Annotated in this window: 25 protein-coding genes and 1 pseudogene; 15 read left to right on the plus strand and 11 right to left on the minus strand. The window is 53.6% G+C overall.

The genetic code is table 11. The annotated features are described in order from the left end of the window. Positions 1-69: 69 nt before the first annotated feature. Together GS630_RS15105 and GS630_RS15110 are read right to left on the minus strand one after the other, a co-directional pair. Positions 70-750 (minus strand): annotated as a pseudogene (locus GS630_RS15105) (IS6 family transposase). Positions 751-872: 122 nt separating this feature from the next. Continuing rightward, a complete protein-coding gene (locus GS630_RS15110) occupies positions 873-1,619 on the minus strand; it encodes a sulfite exporter TauE/SafE family protein (RefSeq protein WP_171180545.1) in 747 nt (248 codons plus the stop codon). 173 nt (positions 1,620-1,792) lie between these two features. Here GS630_RS15110 and GS630_RS15115 point away from each other — a divergent pair, with 173 nt between their 5' ends. Both GS630_RS15115 and GS630_RS15120 read left to right on the plus strand, forming a co-directional pair. Then, the gene (locus GS630_RS15115; protein ID WP_348540121.1) at positions 1,793-2,725 is read left to right on the plus strand and encodes a nitroreductase family protein; all 933 of its coding nucleotides are present in this window, start codon (positions 1,793-1,795) and stop codon (positions 2,723-2,725) included. Positions 2,726-2,768: 43 nt separating this feature from the next. Beyond that, positions 2,769-3,212, plus strand: coding sequence for a hypothetical protein (locus GS630_RS15120; RefSeq protein WP_171621413.1), 444 nt, complete (start codon positions 2,769-2,771; stop codon positions 3,210-3,212). Positions 3,213-3,308: 96 nt separating this feature from the next. On the opposite strand, the gene GS630_RS15125 is transcribed toward GS630_RS15120, so the two are convergent. After that, positions 3,309-4,190, minus strand: a complete 882-nt coding sequence (locus GS630_RS15125) for a LysR family transcriptional regulator (RefSeq protein ID WP_171180705.1) — start codon at positions 4,188-4,190, stop codon at positions 3,309-3,311. A gap of 260 nt (positions 4,191-4,450) precedes the next feature. Here GS630_RS15125 and GS630_RS15130 point away from each other — a divergent pair, with 260 nt between their 5' ends. The 8 genes from GS630_RS15130 (at position 4,451) to GS630_RS15165 (ending at position 11,775) form a co-directional block, all read left to right on the plus strand. Continuing rightward, entirely contained in the window at positions 4,451-5,887 is a 1,437-nt protein-coding gene (locus GS630_RS15130; protein WP_171621421.1) for an NAD-dependent succinate-semialdehyde dehydrogenase, read from the plus strand. Between the two features lie 69 nt (positions 5,888-5,956). Further along, positions 5,957-6,991 (plus strand): zinc-binding dehydrogenase, encoded by a 1,035-nt coding sequence (locus GS630_RS15135; protein WP_171621414.1) that lies wholly within the window; start codon positions 5,957-5,959, stop codon positions 6,989-6,991. Beyond that, positions 6,988-7,701: a succinate dehydrogenase/fumarate reductase iron-sulfur subunit gene (locus tag GS630_RS15140; protein ID WP_171180539.1), complete on the plus strand. Its 714-nt coding sequence runs from the start codon at positions 6,988-6,990 to the stop codon at positions 7,699-7,701. The genes GS630_RS15135 and GS630_RS15140 overlap by 4 nt, the downstream gene beginning before the upstream one ends. Continuing rightward, the gene (locus tag GS630_RS15145) at positions 7,701-8,048 is read left to right on the plus strand and encodes a succinate dehydrogenase (RefSeq protein WP_171621415.1); all 348 of its coding nucleotides are present in this window, start codon (positions 7,701-7,703) and stop codon (positions 8,046-8,048) included. The genes GS630_RS15140 and GS630_RS15145 overlap by 1 nt, the downstream gene beginning before the upstream one ends. After that, positions 8,045-8,398 (plus strand): succinate dehydrogenase, encoded by a 354-nt coding sequence (locus GS630_RS15150; RefSeq protein WP_171209831.1) that lies wholly within the window; start codon positions 8,045-8,047, stop codon positions 8,396-8,398. Before GS630_RS15145 ends, GS630_RS15150 begins: the two co-directional genes overlap by 4 nt. Before the next feature lies 1 nt (position 8,399). Continuing rightward, the gene (locus tag GS630_RS15155; RefSeq protein WP_171180533.1) at positions 8,400-10,157 is read left to right on the plus strand and encodes an L-aspartate oxidase; all 1,758 of its coding nucleotides are present in this window, start codon (positions 8,400-8,402) and stop codon (positions 10,155-10,157) included. Next, the gene (locus tag GS630_RS15160; protein ID WP_171180531.1) at positions 10,154-11,110 is read left to right on the plus strand and encodes a fumarate hydratase; all 957 of its coding nucleotides are present in this window, start codon (positions 10,154-10,156) and stop codon (positions 11,108-11,110) included. Before GS630_RS15155 ends, GS630_RS15160 begins: the two co-directional genes overlap by 4 nt. Then, positions 11,107-11,775: a fumarate hydratase C-terminal domain-containing protein gene (locus tag GS630_RS15165; protein ID WP_171180529.1), complete on the plus strand. Its 669-nt coding sequence runs from the start codon at positions 11,107-11,109 to the stop codon at positions 11,773-11,775. Before GS630_RS15160 ends, GS630_RS15165 begins: the two co-directional genes overlap by 4 nt. Before the next feature lie 391 nt (positions 11,776-12,166). Here the strand turns inward: GS630_RS15165 and GS630_RS15170 are convergent, their stop codons facing one another. Next, positions 12,167-12,913 (minus strand): sulfite exporter TauE/SafE family protein, encoded by a 747-nt coding sequence (locus GS630_RS15170; RefSeq protein ID WP_371809148.1) that lies wholly within the window; start codon positions 12,911-12,913, stop codon positions 12,167-12,169. Positions 12,914-13,676: 763 nt separating this feature from the next. On the opposite strand from GS630_RS15170, the gene GS630_RS15175 reads away from it, so the two are divergent. Further along, positions 13,677-14,339, plus strand: coding sequence for a histidine phosphatase family protein (locus tag GS630_RS15175; RefSeq protein WP_171621416.1), 663 nt, complete (start codon positions 13,677-13,679; stop codon positions 14,337-14,339). 147 nt (positions 14,340-14,486) lie between these two features. Here the strand turns inward: GS630_RS15175 and GS630_RS15180 are convergent, their stop codons facing one another. From GS630_RS15180 to ugpB, 6 genes are all read right to left on the minus strand, one after another. After that, complete coding sequence (locus tag GS630_RS15180; RefSeq protein WP_171621417.1) at positions 14,487-14,936, minus strand: NUDIX domain-containing protein; 450 nt, start codon at positions 14,934-14,936, stop codon at positions 14,487-14,489. Between the two features lie 106 nt (positions 14,937-15,042). Then, complete coding sequence (locus GS630_RS15185) at positions 15,043-15,990, minus strand: glycerophosphodiester phosphodiesterase family protein (RefSeq protein WP_171180523.1); 948 nt, start codon at positions 15,988-15,990, stop codon at positions 15,043-15,045. Beyond that, positions 15,990-17,045: a sn-glycerol-3-phosphate ABC transporter ATP-binding protein UgpC gene (ugpC, locus tag GS630_RS15190; RefSeq protein WP_171238751.1), complete on the minus strand. Its 1,056-nt coding sequence runs from the start codon at positions 17,043-17,045 to the stop codon at positions 15,990-15,992. The genes GS630_RS15185 and ugpC overlap by 1 nt, the downstream gene beginning before the upstream one ends. 3 nt (positions 17,046-17,048) lie before the next feature. Then, the gene (gene ugpE, locus GS630_RS15195) at positions 17,049-17,885 is read right to left on the minus strand and encodes a sn-glycerol-3-phosphate ABC transporter permease UgpE (RefSeq protein ID WP_170353922.1); all 837 of its coding nucleotides are present in this window, start codon (positions 17,883-17,885) and stop codon (positions 17,049-17,051) included. Positions 17,886-17,905: 20 nt separating this feature from the next. Continuing rightward, positions 17,906-18,787 (minus strand): sn-glycerol-3-phosphate ABC transporter permease UgpA, encoded by an 882-nt coding sequence (gene ugpA / locus GS630_RS15200; protein WP_155150415.1) that lies wholly within the window; start codon positions 18,785-18,787, stop codon positions 17,906-17,908. Positions 18,788-18,848: 61 nt separating this feature from the next. Further along, on the minus strand, positions 18,849-20,159 hold the full coding sequence (gene ugpB / locus GS630_RS15205; RefSeq protein ID WP_171180519.1) for a sn-glycerol-3-phosphate ABC transporter substrate-binding protein UgpB: 1,311 nt from the start codon (positions 20,157-20,159) through the stop codon (positions 18,849-18,851). 180 nt (positions 20,160-20,339) lie between these two features. Here ugpB and GS630_RS15210 point away from each other — a divergent pair, with 180 nt between their 5' ends. From GS630_RS15210 to GS630_RS22265, 4 genes are all read left to right on the plus strand, one after another. Further along, complete coding sequence (locus tag GS630_RS15210; RefSeq protein WP_171180517.1) at positions 20,340-21,242, plus strand: LysR substrate-binding domain-containing protein; 903 nt, start codon at positions 20,340-20,342, stop codon at positions 21,240-21,242. Positions 21,243-21,763: 521 nt separating this feature from the next. Continuing rightward, positions 21,764-21,946, plus strand: a complete 183-nt coding sequence (locus GS630_RS22640) for an SH3 domain-containing protein (protein ID WP_371809170.1) — start codon at positions 21,764-21,766, stop codon at positions 21,944-21,946. A 329-nt stretch (positions 21,947-22,275) separates the two neighbouring features. Continuing rightward, complete coding sequence (locus tag GS630_RS15220) at positions 22,276-23,139, plus strand: DUF1254 domain-containing protein (protein ID WP_216599090.1); 864 nt, start codon at positions 22,276-22,278, stop codon at positions 23,137-23,139. Beyond that, complete coding sequence (locus GS630_RS22265; protein ID WP_371809147.1) at positions 23,070-23,312, plus strand: DUF1214 domain-containing protein; 243 nt, start codon at positions 23,070-23,072, stop codon at positions 23,310-23,312. The genes GS630_RS15220 and GS630_RS22265 overlap by 70 nt, the downstream gene beginning before the upstream one ends. 202 nt (positions 23,313-23,514) lie before the next feature. Here the strand turns inward: GS630_RS22265 and GS630_RS15225 are convergent, their stop codons facing one another. Further along, a complete protein-coding gene (locus GS630_RS15225) occupies positions 23,515-23,664 on the minus strand; it encodes a hypothetical protein (RefSeq protein WP_171238753.1) in 150 nt (49 codons plus the stop codon). Between the last annotated feature and the right edge of the window lie 43 nt (positions 23,665-23,707).

Consider the following 23,707-nt stretch of genomic DNA (forward strand, 5'->3'; position numbering starts at 1 on the left):
ACCGAAGAGTTGACACGGTTTCGTTGCAAAGTTTTAGGTCGGCCAAATAGATCTACGATCGCTTCCGGGTCAGATTGCCAACTCGGAGAATTGACGAAACGGGCAGAGTCCCGGTGTGAAATGGCCTTTACGGATCATGTGCGCGACCTCGATGCCAGCCAGAGTCGCTGATGCCGAAGCAAAAGACTTGAAGCCGAACATCAGGCGGGTTCGTCTTTTGATGAAACGATGGTCCTGTTCCACGATGTTGTTCAAGTATTTTCGCCTGACCATTTCAATTGGGACCTGGCAACCAAAACCTTTCAGCATCTTGTTGGTGGCCTTGAGGCCAGCGGTGTTAGCTCCACTTTTGTTGATGACAATCTTTCTCGGAAGGCCGTTGACCTCCAGCATTCGGGCAAAGAACTTGGTGGCCGCGGGTTTGTTTCGACGTTGCGAAAGCATGAAATCAAGCGTCTCGCCGTGCTTGTCGACAGCTCGATGGAGATAGACCCAGTTTCCTTTCACCTTGATGTAAGTTTCGTCCATTCTCCAGGAGCGGTCGCACGGCCCCCTTCGACGACGCGCCGCTTCAGCAATTGCGCCTGCATACCGCGTCACTCAGCGGTTCAGCGTCGTGTGATCTACTGCAGCGCCTCGCTCATGCATGATCTCTTCCAGATCGCGATATGACAAACCGTATCGGACATAGAAAAACACTGCGAAGAGGATCACATCTTTCGGATACTGCCCGCCTTTGAAGGAGATCATAATAACAAACTTTCAACTTCAATATTTCGATATCCAATCACTCGAAGAACTTATGAGCGTCAACAGTCAAAAGTTTGCAACAGATCCAGACGCAGTGCTGCGTGCGATGATTCCGCTGCGCACTACCCCCAGAGAGTGCCCAACAACAAATTCGCCCCCAGCAGCGAAAATGCGCCTAAGAAAAAGCCTTTGAAGGCTTCGGAATTTGCCCTATGCCGCAACCGCTCACCTGCGGAAAACCCAATCAGGGTCGGAACCAGCAAGAAGACCGAGACTGCCAGATCCGCTTGCGAACTGTGCCCGACAGCTATGAACATCGCCAAAACGGACACACTACCAGCCGTGATTAAGAACCCGAGTGCCTGAACAAATGCGTCACGCTCCAGTCGGAGACCGGTCAGGTACATAGCCAATGGTGGCGCCCATGCGGCAGTCAACCCACCAACCAGCCCGGCAACCAAAGCGCTGATTATTTCGAACAAGCGCACTGTGCTTGACGGGATCGGAGGCACCATGTCACGCCAGCTGAAAAAGCAAAACGCCAGTACAAACGCACCTAGCACAGCGCGCAAAAACCGATCTGGAGTGGATTGACTGAACCAGACGGTTCCAGCGACGCATAGGATCAAAATGGCCGCGTAGCGCCAATGCCGTTTCGCGCATCCAACCATGTCAGGTCCACGCCAGAATTGCCAGACGTTGCTCAGCAACATTGGGATCAGGATCAATGTGACGGCGGATCTTGCGTCGAGCTTAAACGTTAACAGAACCAGCGCGACGGTCGGCATTCCCAGCCCAATGAAACCTTTCACTGCGCCTGCCAGCAGCAGGACGGCGCTGGCAAACGCGATCAGGGAAATGTCATGCATTGCTGCTTCGATTTACTTTATCTGCCTGTCGCGGCTTTCGCGGCAAAGCTTGAGAGCCGCAGGTTTCGGCGTATCTTAGCGCGGTGATACATTTTCGGCAATGCTTGCGGGTTTATGTGCGAACAGGCAATTGCCGTTCATGACGGAAAAGAAACTACGCGGCGCGTGTGCCGGTGGAACATCTTGCAGTTGCTAAGCAAGCAAAAAACCGTTCAGCTTCTATGTGTACTTTAAGAAACAAGCAGCTAAAGAGAAGGACCAGCATGTCGAAGGCACCCCAATCGGACTTGCAACGCGCCCTCGCGGCGCGTTTCAGCGATGCACCTTCACAAGTTGAAAGCACCGCACAATCGGACCTTTTGTATTCCATGGCGGCCCGTGGTTCTTGTCGTGCATTCACGGACAAGCCAATCCCATCCGATTGGGTCCGCACCATCTCCGCGATCGCCCTATCCGCGCCCACAAAGAGCGATCTGCAGCAGTGTGATATCATCTTGCTGGAATCCGAAGATATCCAAAGACGTCTTGCAACACTTGTGTCGGGTCAGTCTTGGGTCGCGGATGCGCCGATGATTGCCGTCATTTGCGGCAACAACCGTCGCCAAAGGTTGTTGCACGAATGGCATGGTGTCCCCTTCGCAAACGACCATCTTGACGCGTTTTTCAATGCAACGGGGGATGCAGCGATTACGCTGGGCGCTTTCGTGACAGCGGCGGAAGTGCTTGGACTCGGCTGCTGCCCGATCAGCGCTGTGCGAAACAAGGCTGCGGCGGTCTCTGACCTGCTTGATCTGCCGGACCATGTTTTTCCATTTGCGGGCCTCGCATTTGGTTTTCCCGCGCAAACGCCGAAGATCTCTAAGCGGCTGCCACTACAGGTCACATGTCACGTCGACCATTATAGGGAGGTCAATTTGAAGGAGACAATTGTGCAATACGATGAAGAGCGCGCGACGTCGCAGCCCTATGAAAAACAGAGATTTCCAAAGAAATTTGCGGACAGCGAAAGGTATTCCTGGTCTGAAGACAAAGTTCGGCAGTATAGCGAGCCCGAACGTGCTGACTTTGGTAACTACGTTCGGTCATGCGGCTTCGAGCTTAATTGATTTGTACGCTAGGATGCTAAGCACTTCAGGACGCGGAGGGTTGATGTCAGAAGTCGTAACACACGAGCCAGAGAACGTCCTTTGCCAACAATTCAGAATGGGCGAACAAATTTCTTCACAGTGGGCTTTGGAGGAATACATTTCGCGGACTGCGGTGCAGCACGGTTGGCAATTGATTCCCAGGAGTCGCAACAAGGTTTGCGTTGACGCTTACGGGTACCGAGCTATCACAACACTTGCAAGGTCAGAACACGAAACTGAAGTACTGTCGGCCGAAACCATTTTTTCTCCGTTGCCCAATAAAGGATCTTGGTGGGTTGACGTAGGACTGATCCTGCTCTGCTGCGTTCTGGTCTTCATTCTGCCGGAGTGGTGCTTGGGTGCCATAATGGTCGCCGCAATCATTTATGTTGCAGCTCCTATTTTCCTTCGCAACAGGTATGCGAAGGCAGAAATCAGAAAATTTGTCACGTCGTTAATGGACTGAAGCAAATACCTTCTCGGATTCACTACCGTGATATTCTTTCATCAGGTCAAAGTGAGACGGCTCTTGAAACAAGATACTTTCCTTATTTCGCGATTGTCACTTTTGCGATATCTCAATGGCATGCATGAGCGCCTCGAATAACTCGTCGAGAACCCGTTTTTTGACTTGGTTGTCTCTGTAAACTAGGCCGAGCGTTCTTATTGGCGCATCCGGGCCGAGGCCAATGCGCATTACTGGGACGGCATCAAACGGCTTGACCGCAAGATCAGGGACGATGGATACACCAAGGCGGGCGTGTACCATCGATACAATCGCTTCTGGGCTATCCAATTCCATTGTCTCAGCCACCTGAATACGTTTCGAGAGAAGCCAATTGTCTATTAGAGTCCCTGCAACAGCGTTCCTATCGAATCGAATAAATGGCTTGGATTTCAAAAGAACCACCGGGTCCACTTCTGTTTCGTCGATGGATGCGATCAGTTGCATTGGCTCTTGCGCCAGTTCTCGAAAGGTGAGACCGGCAGGCATCAAGTTTGGTTTGACAACAATTGCAGCGTCCAGGCCTCCACGTTCAATCTCTGTTAGCAAGGCGCCTGTCAGCCCAGGGCGAATGTGAAGCCCAATTTCGGGCCACTTGGATTTCAAGGCTGCCATCGCCTTTGGCGTTAGCCCTGTCAGTGTCGTACGCAGAGTTCCAAGAGTGATAATGCCTTTGAGGCCGCCGTCTTCTAAGGCGGACGGTACCAGATTGTCATAAGCATCGACTAGCGTTCGGGCCTTTGCAACGATCAGATGCGCCGCTGGGGTAAGCTTTGGCGTGCGCGTGCTCCGATCAAACAGTTCAATGTCCAGCTGGGCCTCAAGTGCCTGCATTTGCTGACTGATCGCGGCATGGGTCACGTGAATGACATTCGCGGCTTCACCAAATGTTTTGGTGTCTGCAATAGCAACTAGGGTTCGGAGTTGCCGGATCGTCATGTCCAATCCTTTCACCCATTGGGTCGATTTTTCAGCCAATGTCGGGCCGCTTGGGGCCTTGGGGCCGCACGAGCTAATGACTGTCTCTATAACGACCAAATGGTATTTTGAAAGCTTTACTAAATTTAATATAAATATTTTTTCGCTTATTTACAGATTGTCTTACTGTTAATCAGAGTCACTATCGTGGCTTTTCGGCTGTGTCCGGTGCGCTTCTCATCGCTTGTTTAGAGGGAAATTCCGTGAGTGACTATGGTGACATGTTGCAACAGGCCAACTTGATCGGCGGCGCTTGGAGCGGATCGGAAAGCGGTGAGACCATTTCGGTGACGAACCCGGCAACTGGTACAGTCATCGGACATGTGCCTAGTTGCGGTATAAGCGAGACCAATCGCGCGATTGCGGCAGCGACGGAAGCGTTCGACGGCTGGTCAACCAGCAATCTGTCTTTCCGTGTTGGTCTGCTGCATAAGTTGCACGACGCATTGATGGACAACCAGGAAATCCTGGCGCAGCTGCTGACAGCAGAGCAAGGCAAGCCGCTTGCCGAGGCGCGTGGCGAAATTGCCATCGGCGCGGCCTATGTGCGCTGGTTTGCTGAAGAGGTGCGGCGCGCCAAAGGCGAGATTGTGCCGTCTCCGACCGCCGATCGCAAACTCATGGTGACACGCCATCCTGTGGGAGTTGTGGGGGCAATCACACCGTGGAATTTTCCGTCCTCCATGTTGGCGCGAAAGCCCTCACCCGCGCTTGCCGCAGGATGCACGATAGTTGCAAAACCAGCGACGGCTACGCCCTATTCTGGTCTTGCCTGGGTCAAGCTGTGCCAGGATGTCGGTTTTCCTGACGGTGTCGTCAGCATCCTGACCGGCTCCGCCCGAGAAATCGCCGGAGCCATGATGGCCAGCCCTGATGTGCGCAAGGTCACCTTTACCGGGTCAACAGACGTTGGCAAAGTGTTGATCCGCCAATCTGCAGACACGTTCAAGAAAGTGTCGATGGAGCTAGGGGGCAATGCACCGTTCATCGTGTTTAACGATGCAGATATTGATGCGGCTATCGAAGGGGCAATGATCGCGAAGTATCGCAACATGGGCCAGACCTGCGTGTGCACGAACCGCTTCTACGTACAGGCTTGTATTCACGACGCCTTTGTCGCGCGGCTAAAGCAGGCGTCCGAGGAATTGGTTGTCGGGGATGGCGCGCATGATGGTGTCGCACAAGGGCCGATGATCGACATGGCAGGCGTCGAGAAAGTGGAAGATATGATCGCGGATGCGACTTCCAAGGGTGGCAAAATCGTCTCTGGTGGCAAAAGGCACGAGATAGGCGGCACCTTTTTTGAACCAACAGTGATCACCGCTGCAAACGCCGACATGAAATGCGCAACCGAAGAGATCTTTGGCCCGCTTTCCGTTGTCTTCAAGTTCGAGACCGAACAAGAAGCTTTTGAAGCCGCTAACGCCACCGAGTTCGGCCTTGCAGCTTACGCCTACACCAAATCGCTCGGGCGCACTTTTCGGCTAAATGATGGGCTTCAGTATGGGTTGATCGGGATCAACTCCGGCCTGATCACGACCGTCGAAGCTCCGTTCGGAGGACTCAAGGAAAGCGGTATGGGCAAGGAAGGCGGTAGTCAGGGTTCGGAGGATTACCTGTCTGTCAAATACATGTGCGTTGCCGGTTTGGACGCCTGACAAGAAATCACCGCGTCCCGAGGGGACAGAGCTGCACAGAGCTTGGCTCAACAAATAAGGGAATGAACGATGCGCGCCGCTGTTGTCAGAGACTTCAATGAAGATCTTTCCATTGAAACGGTAGAGGACCCAAGCTGCCCCGAGAACGGCGTTGTTCTCGAAGTGGCTGCCTGCGGGGTGTGTCGTTCTGATTTTCATGGATGGGTGGGCAGTCATCCCAAAGTCACCAGTGGTTCAATCCTAGGGCATGAATACTGCGGAACAGTGGTCGAGGCAGGCGCGCAGGCCAAACACAAGATCGGCGACAAACTGATCGCCCCGTTCATTTTGGGCTGTGGTGATTGCCTGGCGTGTCAGACGGGTCACTCGAACACCTGTGAAAGTGCTATTGTCCCCGGTTTTGGCGCGCCGGGCGCCTACGCAGAATTTGTTGCCGTTCCGTTTGACCACAACCTAGTTCACTTGCCTGAAACAATGCCAGACGCGCTGGCCGCTGGTCTTGGCTGTCGGGTCACAACCGCGTGGCACGCATTGACTGATCGCGCTAATGTGCGGGCAGGTGAATGGGTCGCCGTACATGGCACGGGCGGCATTGGCCTGTCGGCTTTGCTTCTGGCCAAAATGCTGGGGGCGCGGGTTGTTGTCGTCGATGTCGTTCAGGAAAAGCTGGATCATGCGCTGACGCTGGGCGCAGATGCAACCGTGAACGCAGCGACCGAGGATGTTCCCGACGCCATCCGCGAGATCACCAAGGGCGGTGCGCAGGTCTCACTTGAGGCGCTTGGCATTGCGCAGACGACGAACGCATCTGTTGAATGTCTCGCCACCCTTGGTCGGCACGTGCATGTGGGCATGCCCGCCGGTGATGGCATAATGGAGGTTAACATGCGTGCCATCTATTCCAAACAATTGGCCTTTTTCGGGACCCGCGGCATGCCTGCATGGAAATACCCGTCTTTGTTGGAGATGATCGAACGGGGCGACGTGGATCTTACCCCCATGTTGGATCGCGAAGTCACCCTATCTGGGGCAAGTGCTGAATTGCGCTCGATGAAGGGCCCGACGCGTCCCGGAACAGCAGTGATTACGGATTTCTCCAAATGACGGCAGAGGTTCTGAAAGTCACCATTCAGCGCGATGCAGACCGCGTCGAAACTTTCGATGTGCCCGCCTATGAGAACCAGACTGTATTGGATGTAGTGTCCTGGGTGCAGCAAAACGCGGACCCGACCTTGAGTTATCGGTTTGCCTGTCGTGTCGGCATGTGCGGCAGCTGTGCGATGATGGTCAACGGTGTCCCGCGCTGGACTTGTCGCACACACATCTCCAAGGTTGTTGATGGCAATGCGGTGATGATCGGACCGTTGCGCAACTTGCCCGTCATCAAGGATCTGGCCGTTGATATGGATCCGTTTTTTGACAAATGGGTTGCCGCCGAAGGTGTGCATCACGGCGCTCTCACACGAGATGACGAGATTGCCCCGGTGCATGAGACAAGCGCCACGAGGGTCGAAGCGAATGCCGGAATTGAATGCATCAATTGTTCTGTGTGTTACGCCGCTTGTGACACAGTGGCGAGCAACCCCGACTACCTCGGTCCGGCTGCTTTACAGCGGGCCTGGACCCTCCTGAACGATGCGAAGGACGAAGGGCGCGTCGCGATTTTGGATGCTGTTTCCGGCAGTGGTGGATGTCACAACTGTCACTCGATGGGGTCATGCACGATGTATTGTCCGAATGAGCTGAACCCGATGTCAGCTATCGCGGGGCTGAAACGAGAAACCGCAAAAAACTTCTTCAAGAGGGGGCGCTGATGCTGAGTTTGCGGCTTTACATGTTTCAACGGCTAAGCGCGCTGCTGACGGCCCCCTTTGTGGTCGGGCATCTGGCGGTGATGATCTATGCCATTCAGGGTGGGTTGAGTGCTGCTGAGATCTTGGAGCGTACCCAAGGGTCTGTGCTCTGGTTTCTGTTCTATGGCATCTTCGTAGTCGCGGTTTCCATCCATGGCGCCATTGGCTTGCGTGCTATCGCGTTGGAATGGGGCGGATTGAAAGGCGCTGCGTTGGAAGGGTTCATGTGGCTTGTTGGACTGGGTTTGTTAGCGCTTGGCGCGCGCGCCGTTTGGGCGGTGACCTTTTCGCAAGGAGTGGGCGTATGAAGGCGGCAAAAGGCATCACATCCCGCGCGCATCCCCTGTGGCTTGCCTATATCCTGCACCGCCTGTCCGGGCTCGCGCTGGCCTTGTTCCTGCCCCTACACTTCTGGGTGCTGGCCATGGCGATGACAGACCCCGTTAGGCTGGACGGCTTCCTTCATCTCACCGAAGCGGCCGCGGTGAAGATCGCAGAGTTTGGTCTCGTTTTCCTTCTGGCTATTCACATGTTTGGCGGTTTGCGTCTGATAGCGATGGAATGGCTGCCGTGGAGCGCACCCCAAAAGACACTAGCGGCAGGTGCAACGGCGGGATCTTTTTGCATTGCGATTCTCTTTTTCATGAAAGCGATTTGACATGAAAGTTTCTGACATTGAACGCCACGACACCGACATTCTTATCCTCGGCACCGGAGGCGCTGGCTTGTTCGCTGCACTTCACGCCCAGCAGACAGCACCAGAGGGGGCGAAAATCACCATCGCGGTGAAAGGCTTGATCGGAAAATGCGGCTGCACTCGAATGGTTCAGGGCGGGTACAACGTGGCCCTTGGGGGCGGCGATACGGTTGAACGGCACTTCATGGACACGATCAATGGCGGCAAATGGCTGCCCAATCAGGACATGGCGTGGCGCTTGTGTGAGCAGGCCGTGATCCGCATTCGCGAGCTGGAAAACGAGGTCGGGTGTTTCTTTGACCGCAACGCGGACGGGTCGCTACACCAAAAGGCATTTGCCGGGCAAACGGCGGACCGGACGGTTCACAAGGGTGATCTGACGGGGATCGAGATCATCAATCGGTTGATGGAAAAGGTCCTCGCCTCCGGTGTTGAGAAACTGCAAGAACACCGCGCGGTGGGTCTAATCCCGACCAAAGACAGCCGTGCGCTGGCGGGCGTTCTGATGATCGACATGCGGACTGGCAAGTTCCGTCTGGTGCGTGCCAAAACGGTGATGATGGGCACGGGCGGCGGGCCGACCATGTACAAATACCACACTCCATCCGGTGACAAGACCATGGATGGTCTGGCCATGGCTTTGCGTGCGGGGCTAACTTTGCGGGACATGGAAATGGTGCAGTTTCACCCAACAGGGCTGCTTGCCGGGGATCATACCCGCATGACCGGCACCGTTCTGGAAGAAGGCCTGCGCGGCGCTGGTGGACAGCTCATCAGCCACACTGGTCAGCGGTTCATGTTCGATTATGACGACAGAGGCGAACGTGCCACCCGTGATGTGGTCAGTAGGGGTATCTATGCCGAGATGCGCAAGAACAACAATCCCGAACAAGAGGGCGTCTTCATCTCAATGGCACATCTTGGGCCGGATAACGTGCGTAAGAAGTTTAAAGGCATGGTCAACCGCTGCGCTGACAGCGGCTTCGATCTGGCCGCCGGTAAGGTCGAAGTTGTGCCAACGGCGCATTACTTCATGGGCGGCGTCGTCGTCGATGTCGACACGCGCACGGAGATGGAGGGTCTTTATGTCGCCGGCGAGGACGCCGGCGGCGCCCATGGGTCCAACCGCTTAGGCGGGAATGGTGTGGCCAATTCCACCGTCTATGGCGGTATCGCAGGCGACACGATGGGGCGCGATGTGGCAGGCATGAGCCTGCGTGACCCAGACGAAGATGTGCTGGCGGCAGAGTTCGAGCGCGCCATCTATCCGCTGAGCCGCAAGCCGGATCTTGTCCTACCGCTGCGAAAGCAGTTGCAGAATATCATGTGGGACGACGTGGGTGTCATGCGCACCGAGGCTGGCATGAAGCGCGGGTTGAAAGGGATAGCAAGCGTCTCTGAGGCCTTGATGGATGTAGGTGTTGAGGACAGTAATCTAGCGTTTAACCTGACTTGGCATGACTGGCTAAATCTACGTTCACTGTGCGATGTATCCGAGGTCATTGCCAAAGCCGGGATTGCTCGTGAAAACTCCCGCGGGGCGCATTTCCGTGAAGACTATCCAGAGCCTGGTGCGATGGAAGACAGCGCATTTACTGTCGCAACACTGCAAAACGGCAGGGTGGCCGTGAACAATGAACCCGTTCAATTCACCATCGTGCGTCCGGGCGAGACTGTCTTGCCCGAAGGTGCGCCTGAAACATTGGTTGCAGCACAATGATACCCATAAACCTGATCCAATCCACCGCCGAAACCCTGATGGACAAGGCCGCTATTGAAATCCCGCAAGACTACCTCGATGGCTTGCAAGAGGCCGCTAGGACAGAAGACGGCGATCTGTCGTCGTTTGTTCTCAAGGCGATGCTGGAAAATTACGAGGCCGCCAAGGAAGACCGACGCGCGATGTGCGGTGATACTGGCGTGCCGCGCTGGTTCGTCAAGATGGGCAACGAAGCGCAGGTTGAAGGCGGTATGGTCGCACTTGAAGCCGCTCTGCGCCGCGCAACGGCGAATGCCACCAACGGTGTTCCGCTACGACCGAACCGAGTGCATCCATTGTGGCGGACGGATCACAACAACAACGTGGGCATCGGCGCGCCGGAGATCGAATATGGCTATGAGCCCGAGGGCGCATGGGTAGATCTGATCACCGTCCACAAGGGCGGGCTTTTTGGTTCGGATTACCGGATGCTGTTCCCGTCTGATGGTATTCAGGGGATCAAGCGTTTCTACCTCGACAGCCTTATGGCTTTCGGCAAACGCGGCCTTGCCTGCCAGCCTGCCATCATCGGCATCGGGTTGGGGGGATCCAAGGATATCTGCATGACACTGGGCAAACGCGCCTCGACGTTGCGGATCGTCGGATCGCGTAACAGCGATCCAGAAATCGCCAAGATGGAGGATGAATTCAAAGAACTTGGCAACTCTATCGGCATGGGTGCCATGGGGTTTGTCGGCAAGAACATGGTAATCGATTGTAATATCGAAGTTGGGTATTGCCACACGGGCGGAATGCCCATGTCGGTGCATGCGTTCTGTCTAAGCTCGCGCCGCGCCGTCGCCCGCATCCACGCGGACGGGCAAGTCGAACATCGCACGGACCCAGACTGGTTCACCGACTATCAGCGTCGTGAAACCATTGACTGGGAACCTATGCGGGAGGCAGCAGAATGAGCGCACCGCGTGAAATCATCCTGTCCACCACCCCCGCCGACGAAGAGATCGCAGATCTGCGCCTGGGCGATGTCGTCTACCTTGATGGCCTGATGTACACAGCTCGAGAAGGCGTCTATATGCGCGCTCTAGAGGAAAAGGCGAATATCCCGATGGAGTTGCCCTCCCAATCCGCCGCCAACTTCCACTGCTCACCCGCCGCTCGAATCAACCCGGATGGGTCTTTTGACATGGGCGCTGTGACGGCGACGGCATCTTTCCGCTTTGCCAAATGGTTGCCTGAATGGATGGCCAAGACCGGGGCAAAGTTAATCGTCGGCAAGGGCGGCATGACATCGAAGGACTACAAGGAATACTTCGTGCCTAATGGCGCAGTCTACCTGTCGACCGTCGGATACGGCACGGGTGCGCTTCTTGGGCGCGGCGTTGAGAATGTCGAGGCTGTGCACTGGAACGAGGAACTCGGCCTCGCGCAGGCGATGTGGGTTCTCAAATGCAACCGCATGGGCCCCTTCATCGTCGCCTCCGACATGTACGGTGACTGTCTTTTTGAACGGGAAAACGCCAAAATCGCTAAGAACGTAGCACGGGTCTACGAGGGCACCAGGCCTGCAACCCTTAAACGCTATGGCGAAAGTGACGACCGCACGGATGAGGTCATTTGAAGGTATGCCTATCGATGCGCATAAAGATGAAGTCGCACGGGAATCGGAGTGCCTCATACCATTGTTTATCCTGGAGACATTGGTGAAGTCAGATCGACCGATGTCCGTGGCTGACACGGGTTAATCCTTGGAAATAGAGACAGCGGTGCTGCAACCGCATTTCGAGGCATTGGAAGAGCAAGAGTTCATCCAGAGTTCTGGATTGCCGAGCTTCTCTATTTTTGGTCGTAGATTGGTGATGCTTTGTGCGGCGTTAGGAACCGGTGATCTCACTTAGGGCGCTGGCCTTCAGGCAACTGGCAAGTGAAGTACAGTCAGAGTATTCCGCGATGTCCAGAGTACCCGCAATTTCTCACATTCGCGCGAACACTTTTCCTTAAGGCACCTCGAATTAAGTAATCAGCGCGCGCAGCATCAGTATAATGCCCGACAGAAACATCATTGCGATGATCAAGCGACGAAATTGATCATCGTCCAGCCGCTTGAACAGCGAGATCCCGATCTGGGCAAAGACAATAGTAACAGGAAGCGCTAAGCCGATGAGTATCAGCGTATCCCACGAATAGGCTCCGTTGACCGCAAACATGATACACGCGAGCGCCAAGACAGCCACGTTAAAAGGCTGAAGCACAGCACGGGTTTCAGCCTTAGGCCAAGGACACATGGCGCACCACATCGTCGGCAATGCGCCCGACAACGATGCGGCACCTCCAAGTAAGCCACCAAAGAATCCGACGATGCATTCGATTATTGGTGCGGGGCGTTCGAGTTTTGGCAACGTGGTGCGGAAAGTGAAAAATCCGCCATAGAGCAGCATGAAACCTGCGATGATCATCTTAAGTGTCTCCACCGGAATGTACGAAAGAGCGGCTACGCCCATCGGTATCCCTGGAAGAGCGGGCAGCAGGAAGCGCGCGAGGCGCCTTGGCTGATTTGCAATGGACCTTCGTACCAACCAAACGCCTTGCAAACCGCTGGCGACGGACATCACAACAACCACTGAAACCGCCTGAACCGGCGGCATGACATTTAGCCAGAAGCCAAGTGCAAAAAGAGCTGTGCCGAATCCCGCCAATCCGTTGATGAGCCCACCAGCTGCCGCCCCCATAAGCAGGTAAACATAGAGCTCGGTTGGCAATTGCAATGTCCTTAAATTCAACGCCCAGCGAGATAATACGTAGTCTTACTTGACTACGAAGAAGCCCAACAATTTTGCGCGCTTTCGCAACCAATTCCAAGCCCAATCGACGGCGATTGCGGTTTTCGTTGCAACCGACAAAAATTCTTGACACCTCGTATTTCTCTCAGAATCTTCATCCTCCCACCGAAGCTGGCCGGTAGCCCCAAACTTTGGGTGATTTTCAAACGCTTCCCCTTGTAGTTCATTTTGTTCGGGCTGATTCCGTACAGCGCACTCAGCCAATTTGCCTCGGTGCCAAATCGCGATCTTAGTGTTGCTGTAGCGGTCAATAACGAACATGATTTTGATCTGAACGCTTCCCATGGCCACGCAAATCCCATTGGCGAAAAAAAGTCCGTATTGTCGTCGTCTTTCGATTCTAAACACGGTTCGGAGAAAGCTCAGTCTCAGTTCCAACTAGAACAACACTCGTGAATGACCGGATTGACGACAAGCGCTGCGTTGCATCAGCACGTGTGCCGCAGCCGCGAACAAATGCTGCGTCAGCAAGGCACGAAAAACGAATGTAGAGAAAGTCCGCGTAGGGGTAACTCGAACAGAGCCCAGAAAACGGCTGCTCTGAGCCCAAAGCAGTCCAAGTGAAGCGACAAAGCACTTGGCGCGAAGGTTGCAATACCACTTTTTCTATCGCCTTAGACTTAACCGCACAAATCCGAAGCCTCTATCGAATTCTGGGGCATCCGTTTAAACTGCGCACTACGTGGAAGAGAAATCAGGTAATTCGGTTTGCTTCAGTGCAGGATGGCTTAGATACGTTTTGAACCAAAAACTCAGCCCCACTATTTTCTTGCTTCGCCATGGTGAAACCGAATGGAATTTGCAGAAACGACGTCAAGGTCGGCAGAACTCGCTCTTGACTAAGCGAGGGGTCGCTCAGGCAATGGCGAGTGCAAAAAGACTGGGGCACCGCCTATCCAGCCGTCACCCTCTGACGGTAATTTCAAGCCCACTTGGTCGAGCGGCACAAACGGCTTCCATCGTCCTTGAAGAGCTTGGCCTACCACCAGAAACCATCGAATATGAGAATCGTTTGGTGGAATGCAGTTTTGGACAATGGGAGGGCTTGACGGAAAACGAGATCATAAGGCGGTTTCCCCTGGAATGGGACGCGCGCAGTTCTGACCGTTGGAACTATCCTGTGCCGGGCGGAGAATCCTATGCTGACGTACATAACCGGGTTTTTGCTTGGTATTCCGGCAAGTCGTTTGAGGGGGCTGTCATAGTTGTTGGCCACGGCTTAACCCTGCGCGTGTTTCGAGGGATCTACTTGAACTTGTCCCCAGAAGAAGTTTTTGAATTGAATGAACCTCAAGATGGTTTCATCGAGTTGCGATGCGGACAATCAACCTTCGTGCAGCACTGAGGTGTCGAAGTTTGGCACTTAATCCCATGATATAGGATTTCCGCTGGCTACAAGCCTAGAAAACAACTTCTGAATGAAAGGGTTAAGCCGTTTTTTCAGAGCAAAGTATCTATCGACCTAAGTCTGGAAAAACTGCAACGCATCGGTTCAAGGTAGCAATTCACGAATTGATTTGTTCTTTTTAGGGTCGTTTTTTAGGTCTAAGAGCAAGTCTTCCAGCTCTGGCTGTTTGAGTGCTTTCGCAGCTCCTTTCGGTGAAAACCAGTGCCTTTTTCTTTCGTGCCTTTCCTTCCAACGGCGCTTCACCTTATCGACGTAAAGCGGGTAGACGGTGGCCTTCACTAGGACACTGGTACCGTCGTTAAAAATCTTAGCGTACTCAAACTCACCGATCGGCTTGCGGGAAATTGTACCTTCCACCCCAGCCTCCTCCAACGCTTCAATTTCTGCCGCACGCCAGTCTTGCTCGCCGACCATCGGCCAGCCCTTGGGCATGATCCAGCGCCCTGTGTCACGCGACGTGATAAGGAGCACCTTGAGGCGGTCGCCGAACAACTGCAGAGGCAATGCTGCAACTTGTTTAGTACGCTGAGCCACTATGCTTCTCGCCCTCCACAGCAGGTTGAAGTGATGATGTGACCGATCCTTTCCGATTGTGACTGGTAGAAACACAAAAAAACGTCACCAATTAGCGACGCAGAATTCACTGGTTATCGATATGCCACCCCATGCCCAAATCCGACAGATGCCTTTGAACCCGCCCAGGGTAGTCAGATACAATTGCATCCACGCGCAGGTCGATCATCCTGCTTATTTCTTCGTGCTCATTGACAGTCCAAACGGCGACACATAAGCCCAGCTCTTTTGCAAGGGCCACATTTTCTGCTGTCACATCCGCATAATATGGGCACCAAAGCGAACCACCGGCTTGCTTGACCAAAAATGGGATTTCGTCGCAGCGACCGCGAAAGTCTGGGCAAACCGCTTTCGAGGAATCTTCGCCCACTTCGTCCTCGTTTTCCGGAAGCTGCGTAAGGTAAGAAGACGGCATGTCCGGAGCCTGCCGCTGGCATTCTTCCAAAAGGTTCCAGTCAAAACTGTGTAAAACCGCGCGCGTAGATAGACCTTTGGCGCGAACCTCCTGAAGAACTCGCCCAACAAAGTTCTCTCGAAAAATCGCATCGTGAGCCAGGTCAGGATCCGATTTCAGTTCGAGCATCAGATAGGCATCGCCGTATTTTGCTTCGGCTACCAAATCGAGCAAGTCTATCAGCCTTGGAACACGAACGCCGTCCAGTTGCGCCTGATCCGGGAAACGTTGGCCATAGTCAGAATGCCCGTCTAACCGTCCAATATCGAATTGTTGGATTTGCTCGAAAGTCAGAGATGAGACTTTCGGCTCTTCACCGGTCAGAAACAGGCCATTGGTGTCGCGAAAGCCAGATGCGTGCAGACGATGATTGTGGGTTATGACCGGAACGTCATCAGCTGTTAGAACGACATCAAATTCAAGAAGCGGTACGCCGATGGACAGCGAGAAATCAAAACCAATCATGCTGTTTTCAGGCAAAACGCCTCTTGCTCCTCGATGTCCCACAACACGGATCAGGTTGTTTCCACCACGAAATGCTTCGACCTGCGGAAACCCCATTAGCTTTCCAGCCTTTCCCCGGTTGATTGGTCAAACAGATGCATGTGCTCGGAGGCGACCGAAAACCGCATATTCGGATGTCGGTCCTCGATCGGATGAACTCCCGGAAGGCTTATGGTGATCGCTCCGCCGCCTCTCGCGAGTTGACCGTGTAACAGAGTGTTGGCCCCTAACGGTTCCGCCATCTGGATCGCCGCTTCTAGCGGACCACTATCATCCAACAACAGGTGCTCTGGGCGGATCCCCAGCTTCAACGCGTTATCGGGACCCGCAGATGGGCCAACTTCTATTTCACCGATCTTGACTGTCCCGTTCTCACGCCGGGCATCAAACACATTCATCGCCGGGCTGCCAATGAACTGTGCCGCGAACAATGTTCTCGGTGTTTCGTACACCTCCAGCGGAGTTCCAATCTGTTCGGCGATACCGCCGTTCATGACGATCATCCTGTCTGCCATCGTCATCGCCTCGACCTGATCGTGGGTTACGTAAAGCGAGGTGATGCCCAGCTTCTCCTGAAGCTCACGAATTTCCAGACGCATCTGAACACGCAGTTTAGCGTCTAGGTTCGACAGCGGTTCATCAAACAGGAATACTGCTGGTTCGCGGACAATAGCCCGACCCATTGCCACCCTCTGACGCTGGCCGCCGGAAAGTTGTCTTGGTTTGCGATCCAGTAAGGGTTCCAGTTGCAACAGCTTGGCAGCCTCAGTCACCTTCTCGTCGATCTGGCTCTTGGGCAGACCGGCGATCTTTAGGCCGTACCCCATATTCTGGCGCACAGACATGTGTGGATAGAGTGCATAGTTCTGGAACACCATCGCGATGTCGCGATCCATCGGCTCTTTGTCGTTGGCTCGTTCTTCTCCAATTCGGATTTCGCCATCGGTCACGGTTTCTAGACCCGCAACCATCCGCAACAGCGTGGACTTGCCGCAGCCCGAGGGTCCGACGATCACGATGAACTCACCATCAGCAATATCGATATCGATGCCGTGGATGACGTCCGTTGGGCCAAAGCTCTTTTTGACGTTCTCTAGGGTTACTGTTGCCATTTCTTACTTCTCGCTATCGACAAGGCCGCGGACAAAGAGCTTTTGCATCGATACCACCACTATGACCGGTGGGATCATTGCTAGAATTGATGTAGCCATGATGACCGGCCACTCGGCCACATCATCGCCGGACGGGAACATCTGTTTGATGCCCATCACAATGGTGTTCATTTCAGGGTCGGTGGTGATGAGCAGCGGCCAAAGGTATTGGTTCCAGCCATAGATGAACAGGATCACGAACAGCGCCGCGATATTGGTCCTGCTCATGGGCACAACGATATCAATGAAAAACCGCATCGGGCGGGCACCGTCGACTCGAGCTGCTTCGGCCAGTTCATCTGGAATTGTCAGAAAGAATTGCCGGAACAGGAACGTTGCCGTGGCCGAGGCGATAAGTGGGAAGATCAACCCATAGTAGCTGTTGAGCATGCCGAACCCGGCGACAACTTCAAAAGTTGGAACAATGCGAACCTCGACCGGTAGCATCAGCGTCAGGAAAATTAGCCAAAAGAACGTCGTTCGACCGGGAAATCGAAAATAGACAATCGCAAAGGCTGACAGCAATGAAATGATGATCTTACCCACCGCAATACCAATGGCCATCACGAGGCTGTTGAACAACATCGTGGCGACAGGCACATTCACGCCAGAAAACAATGCAGCCTTGTAGTTTTCCCAGAACTGATCACCCGGAACCAACGGCATCGGCGGTGACACGATTTCCGGCTGGGTAACGGTCGAGGCCACAAATGCCAGCCAGATCGGAAAGAAGATGATCAGAACGCCAAGTATCATTAGCGCATGGGTCAACCAGATCCCCATCCCGCGTTTTTCGACCATACCGTGTTGTTGGGCGGCCATCAGTAGTGCACCCTTTTTTCCACATATTTGAACTGGATGACGGTCAATAGGCCGACCACGATTAGTAGAATGACTGACTGCGCCGAGGATGAACCTAGATCCTGCCCGACGAAGCCGTCTGAGAAGACCTTGTAGACCAGAATGGTCGTCGCCTGTTGTGGGCCTCCGCCTGTGATGGTGTGGATAACGCCAAAGGTTTCAAAGAAAGCGTAAACGACATTCACCACCAGCAGGAAAAACGCCGTCGGAGATAGCAGCGGCAGTACAATTGTGAAGAACCGGCGCCAGAAGCGCGCTCCGTCGATCGCGGCAGCCTCGATCACCGACCGCGGAACCGATTGCAGAGCTGCGAAAAAAAACAGGAAGTTATAACTGATGCGCCCCCAAGCCGATGCTACAACCACCAACCCCATGGCCTCGGTGCCGTTCAGAACGTGGTTCCAGTCATAGCCAAGCTGGCCGAGGTACCAAGACACGACACCAACGCGCGTGTTGAACATGAACAGCCACAGTACACCAGCCACGGCGGGGGCGACGGCGTAGGGCCAAATCAGCAATGTCCGGTAGACGCCCGATCCCTTGATTAGACGATCTGCGATGACCGCCAGAAACAAGGCCGGGATCATTGAACACAGCGTTACGAGCGTTGAAAACACCGCTGTTGTCACAAAAGAGGCGCGGTAGAACTTGTCGCTCAGAAGGAACTCAAAGTTGCCGAGCCCGACGAATTGGGACGACAACCCAAAGGGATCAGGTATGAACAGAGACTGCCAAACGGCCTGGCCTGCGGGGTAAAAGAAGAAAACGGCGGAAATGATGACCTGAGGGGCGATCAGCGCCAATGGCAAAAGCCAGCCGCGGAAGGTGACGCGTTTTTCCATCTTGATAATCCACCGAAGAAAGAAAATGCGGGCCCTTAATAGGCCCGCATCAGTTTACGACTTATTGATTGGCGGATTCGAACCGGCGCAGCAGTGCGTCACCGCGCTCTTTTGCGCTATCCATCGCTTCCTGAGCGGTCTTTTCACCGGACCAGACGGCCTCAAGCTCTTCGTCGATGATGCCGCGAATTTGGTCGAACGAGCCCAGACGCAGACCTTTCGAGTTTGCGGTTGGTTCCTTCGCAGTCATCTGGATTACCGCGATGTCGGTGCCCGGGTTTTCATCATAAAAACCTGCAGCACGAGTAGCTTCACCCGCTTCGGCCGTGATTGGAAGATAACCGGTATTTTGGTGCCAAGCAGCCTGAACGTCCGACGAGGAAAGGAAGCTTAGGAACTCTCCAACGCCCTTGTATTCCTCGGGATCATGGCCTTCCATAACCCAAAGGGATGCACCGCCGATAATGGTATTCTGCGGCTCACTGGTGACTGCTTCCCAATAGGGCAGCGGCCTTACGTCGAACTCAAACTCAGCTTCAGAGCTGATACCGGCGTAACCGGCCGAGCTTTCCGTGAACAACGCGCATTCACCGGCCCGGAAATTTGCACCACCTTCGTTTCTGCGCCCGGTGTAGATGAACTTGCCATCCTTGGCCCAGTCACCCATTGCTGTCAGGTGTGCAACCTGCGCTGGACCGTTCAGCATCAGTTCGGTATCCAGACCGGCAAAACCGTTGTCCTGCGATGCGAACGGAACGTCGTGATAGGCCGACAGGTTCTCGAGGTGAATCCAGCTTTGCCATGCGGTCACCAGCGGGCAGTCCTCGCCGCCAGCCTTAAGCTGCTCAAGTACGTCGCCAACCTTTTCCCAAGTCGATAGATCTGTGTCCGGATCAACACCCGCCGCTTCGAAGGCATCGCGATTGACCCACAGAACCGGTGTGGACGAGTTGAAAGGCAGAGAGAGCATTTCACCGTCCGTTGTAGTGTAGTAACCTTTGACAGCGCCAATGTACGCGTCAGGATCAAACGACGCACCGCTTTCAGCCATCACTTCATAGACGGGTTTGATCGCACCTTCGGCCGACATCATCGTTGCCGTACCCACTTCGAAAACCATCAGAATGTGGGGTTGCTCGCCGGCGCGGAAAGCCGCAATACCTGCGTTCAGAGTTTCCGAGTAATTGCCTTTGTGGCTTTCGACCACGACGAACTCATCCTGGCTGGCGTTGAACTCATCAACTTGCGCTTTAACAAGCTCACCCAATCGACCGGTGAAAGCGTGCCAGAACTGAACTTCAGTTTGCGCCATCGCCGCCACGGGGGACAACGCAGTAGTTACGGCGAGAGCGCCGAGAAATTGCTTATTCATGATTCCTCCCATGCATCAGTGTTGATGCTTCGTTGAATACCGACCGCAACGCGTAATCAGCACACATGACGATTTCACGACGTTAACGTTACAAATTTATAATTCAAGCATTAAATTTTTGAAAAAAACATAACACTACGTTATGAAATTACTAAGCAAACAACGAACCAGGTTCAAAGCATGAGTCAAACTTTTAGAATCCGCCAATTGGAAGCGCTCATGGCAGTTTCCTCAAACGGGTCGGTCACTGCTGCAGCTAAGGATCTTGGGATAAGCCAGCCTGCGGTCAGCCGACTGCTTTCTGATCTGGAAAAATCGCTTGGCTTTCAACTTTTTGATCGCCGCGAAGGTCGCTTAGTTCCTTCGCAGGAGGTGCGTTATCTGCAACCCAGCGTAGAGCGCGTTTTGGAATTGATGAAGCAGATCTCGGACGTTAGTCAGGACATAACCCAACGCAAAGCGGGACACATCCGAATCGCATGTTTGCCCGGGTTCGCCACCAGTCACCTTCCCAACGTCATCGCCACCTTTTTACAAAATCGGCCAGGTGTGACCATGACGATCGAGCCTGACAGACCAGAACGCATTCTCGAGTGGATGATCGGTGAGCAATATGATTTCGGAATCACAGACAGCTTTAACGGGCATCCGGCCGTCGAAAGCAGAGACATCGATGTCCGTACAGTTTGCGTGTTTCCTACCGGACATGAATTGGAAGAACTCTCCGAGGTGTCACCTACGGATCTTGCGAATGCCAAGATTATTCACACAAGGCGCGACAGCGACTTTTTTGGAAAACTTTCAAAAGCGTTTCAAAGCGCCAACGTCAAACTCAACTCCCACATCGAAGTCAGGCAGTTTACGGCAGCTTGTGAATTGGCTGTAAAAGGTGTTGGGATTTCCGTGGTCAGCGAGTTGGATGCCGTCCAATATGCAGACAACGGATTGAGCTACCGACCGTTCAAACCGCTCTTGTCACATACGCTTTCCCTTGTGCGTCCGATTTTGAAGCAACCGTCACTGGTGACGCTAGAGTTCATCGAACAGTTTCAAGAGAGCCTAGCTCCGTTCAAGGCAAGCTAATTAAATCACTGATTTTATGGCGGAAAACGCCAATGTTCGCTGTCAGCAAGCCGTACTTTTTCTATCTTCATAACTTGAAGCCAATGCTTGAGCATTTGGAATAACCCAGGAGATCGACCTTGCCCTAATAGGCAAAAGCGGGGAAACACAGATTAGTTTTACAGTTGAGCTTGGATGATCTAGCTCCTTATCCTAGGACACCTAGTGACAGCTTTGTCCGCACAGCGGTCATTGATGCATTACGCGGCGAAAGACTGCTTTGAGCCCAAACCTGACCTTCGGCATACTTAAGAATCTTAGTTCAATGGTTTGTTCAAACGTGCGCATTCTTTGGTCAGGGAGTTACGCTTGATGATCAGAGGCGCTAAGATTGCAGTTGTGGAAACAGGCAGGTTAACGTTATGCGAAGTGCAATACTCTTACCCTTAGTGGCATTTTTCCTAGGCACCATTTTATTAATTCAATCCGCAACGGCAGCTTCTCTTGGGCAATACGAGGTTTTTGGCGTTGAAGACGGAGACATGCTGAAATTGCGTGCAGGACCGGGAATAGGGTTCAACGTGATAGTGGGCCTTCCAAATGGAACCGCTTTAAGAGTTCACAGTTGCGAGCAGAACGGCGGCACCCGTTGGTGCCGCGTGTCCGTGCAACGTGCGCGTGGTCTAAAAGGATTTGTCTCTTGGGCATATTTACGAAAGCTATAAGTAAAGCTTTGTTCCAGTGCCATCTTAGATGCCCAGGTTTTGTCAGAAGAACCAAAAATTGAGTTGGTTAAGGTATTGTCCTAACTTCGGCGAATTTTGCACACATAGTAGCCATTCAACCAAAGCGCAGCGAGTAACTGCATGGAGCTCATATTGACCAATGCTGTCCGCTCGACAAACTGGCGGAATGCCGAAATTGCCGACATCCCAAGGATTTGCTCAGATGTCAGGTGTCGGTTTCAAAATTATTTTAAGGTTTGCGATGAATCAAAGCCAACTGTTGATCGCTCATTCTTTGCTTATTCCAAAGCACTCGTGAGGTTCAGAACATGCATGCTCGCTTTCAACAACTTGCAGCAATCACTGGTATTTTCATTACCGGTGTGGCGCCAGCGATTGCGGAAGACGTCACCAAAGTGGATGTATTCAACTTCGTCCGAGCCGAAAGCGACAATCAGATGCTCGGCTATGCCGACAAAGGCGCGTTCGGGACGTTTACTCACAACCGTGATCCGTATCCGGTCGAACTGAGCGAACAGGTCACAATCCGAGGGAACCGCGATACTCTCTACTCCTTCGCTGTGTTCGACCTGACCGCGCCGGTGATAATCACTAATCCAGAAAGCCCTGATCGGTTTCAATCGATCCTTGTTGTCAATCAGGACCACTCCATCGCCGATCCGGTCACAGAACCCGGTGACTACCTGATCACCATGGAGAAGGCTGGGACCCGCTATGTTTGGGTTTGTGTGCGCACCTTCGCGAACATGAGCGATCCGGAAGACATGAAGAAAGCCCATGCGCTACAAGACCAAATTACTTTACGGCAGGATGATCCCGGAACGCTCGAATTGCCGAACTGGGATCAGCAAAGTCGGGAGACCGTGCGCGGCCTGATCAACGAGTTGGGCAACATATCAATCACTGACTTCCGGGGTTACTTTGGTCGCGTCGAGCAGCTCGACCCGATCAAACACTTGCTTGGGGCGGCTTATGGTTGGGGAGGCAATCCGGAACGGGGCGCGATGTACTGGAGTGTGACACCGGAAAAGAACGACGGTGAGACAGTCTATGTTCTCAACGTTAAAGATGTTCCCCAATCAACGAGCAGGGCTTCTGGTCGGTGTCGGTCTACAACAAAGACGGCTTCTTCGAGAAGAATGAATACGACGCCTACACGTTCAGCAATGTGACAGCCGATCCCAATGAAGACGGTAGCTACACAATCCATTTCGGTGGTGACCCAGAGGCGATCAATTACTTGCCGCTATATGACGGCTGGAACTACACGGCACGTGTTTACTCGCCAAAACGCGCCGTGATCGATGGCGACTGGGTATTCCCGGCCCCTGAGTTGGTTCAGTAGCGAAGGGCAGCAATGCACTGAGTGAAGGTAGAACGCCTCTAGTCGTCTTGTCTTTTTCTTCACATCTATAAGTGCTAGCTAGCTCTCGCGCAGACGCATCTGCTGTAGTGATTTCGAGACAAGCCAAGGCTAAACCAGCCAGCAATGCCGCTATTCAACTGGTGTGCTTCGACATCCGCGCGTCTCAAACATAAGAGTCTTTTCAGATGTAGTTCAGCTGCTTTGTGATCCAGAACAGAATCTCAGCCAAGGCTGAAATGGCGCCCGCTTGTTCGGTGATGATAAGCGCTGTGCCCGAAGCTCCGAGCCGGGCATTCTGCGTCGGAACACTTTCCGGTACACGCATGGTCACGACGTAATCCGATATGCCACTCAAGTCTCGCAGATTGGGTAGT

It is taken from the genome of Ruegeria sp. HKCCD7303 (genome assembly GCF_013111185.1).
Classification (GTDB): Bacteria; Pseudomonadota; Alphaproteobacteria; order Rhodobacterales; family Rhodobacteraceae; genus Ruegeria.

What these genes read in the sequence shown, in the direction of transcription:
- GS630_RS15145 (WP_171621415.1), top strand. Translation starts at nt 7,701, where the DNA reads ATGCTGAGTTTGCGGCTTTACATGTTTCAACGGCTAAGCGCGCTGCTG.
- GS630_RS15140 (WP_171180539.1), top strand. Translation starts at nt 6,988, where the DNA reads ATGACGGCAGAGGTTCTGAAAGTCACCATTCAGCGCGATGCAGACCGC.
- GS630_RS15150 (WP_171209831.1), top strand. Translation starts at nt 8,045, where the DNA reads ATGAAGGCGGCAAAAGGCATCACATCCCGCGCGCATCCCCTGTGGCTT.
- GS630_RS15185 (WP_171180523.1), bottom strand. Translation starts at nt 15,990, where the DNA reads ATGGGGTTTCCGCAGGTCGAAGCATTTCGTGGTGGAAACAACCTGATC.
- GS630_RS15220 (WP_216599090.1), top strand. Translation starts at nt 22,276, where the DNA reads ATGCATGCTCGCTTTCAACAACTTGCAGCAATCACTGGTATTTTCATT.
- GS630_RS15120 (WP_171621413.1), top strand. Translation starts at nt 2,769, where the DNA reads ATGTCAGAAGTCGTAACACACGAGCCAGAGAACGTCCTTTGCCAACAA.
- GS630_RS15110 (WP_171180545.1), bottom strand. Translation starts at nt 1,619, where the DNA reads ATGCATGACATTTCCCTGATCGCGTTTGCCAGCGCCGTCCTGCTGCTG.
- ugpB (WP_171180519.1), bottom strand. Translation starts at nt 20,159, where the DNA reads ATGAATAAGCAATTTCTCGGCGCTCTCGCCGTAACTACTGCGTTGTCC.
- ugpE (WP_170353922.1), bottom strand. Translation starts at nt 17,885, where the DNA reads ATGGTCGAAAAACGCGGGATGGGGATCTGGTTGACCCATGCGCTAATG.
- GS630_RS15125 (WP_171180705.1), bottom strand. Translation starts at nt 4,190, where the DNA reads ATGACGATCCGGCAACTCCGAACCCTAGTTGCTATTGCAGACACCAAA.
- GS630_RS15135 (WP_171621414.1), top strand. Translation starts at nt 5,957, where the DNA reads ATGCGCGCCGCTGTTGTCAGAGACTTCAATGAAGATCTTTCCATTGAA.
- GS630_RS15165 (WP_171180529.1), top strand. Translation starts at nt 11,107, where the DNA reads ATGAGCGCACCGCGTGAAATCATCCTGTCCACCACCCCCGCCGACGAA.
- ugpC (WP_171238751.1), bottom strand. Translation starts at nt 17,045, where the DNA reads ATGGCAACAGTAACCCTAGAGAACGTCAAAAAGAGCTTTGGCCCAACG.
- GS630_RS15155 (WP_171180533.1), top strand. Translation starts at nt 8,400, where the DNA reads ATGAAAGTTTCTGACATTGAACGCCACGACACCGACATTCTTATCCTC.
- ugpA (WP_155150415.1), bottom strand. Translation starts at nt 18,787, where the DNA reads ATGGAAAAACGCGTCACCTTCCGCGGCTGGCTTTTGCCATTGGCGCTG.
- GS630_RS15160 (WP_171180531.1), top strand. Translation starts at nt 10,154, where the DNA reads ATGATACCCATAAACCTGATCCAATCCACCGCCGAAACCCTGATGGAC.
- GS630_RS15210 (WP_171180517.1), top strand. Translation starts at nt 20,340, where the DNA reads ATGAGTCAAACTTTTAGAATCCGCCAATTGGAAGCGCTCATGGCAGTT.
- GS630_RS15130 (WP_171621421.1), top strand. Translation starts at nt 4,451, where the DNA reads ATGTTGCAACAGGCCAACTTGATCGGCGGCGCTTGGAGCGGATCGGAA.
- GS630_RS22640 (WP_371809170.1), top strand. Translation starts at nt 21,764, where the DNA reads ATGCTGAAATTGCGTGCAGGACCGGGAATAGGGTTCAACGTGATAGTG.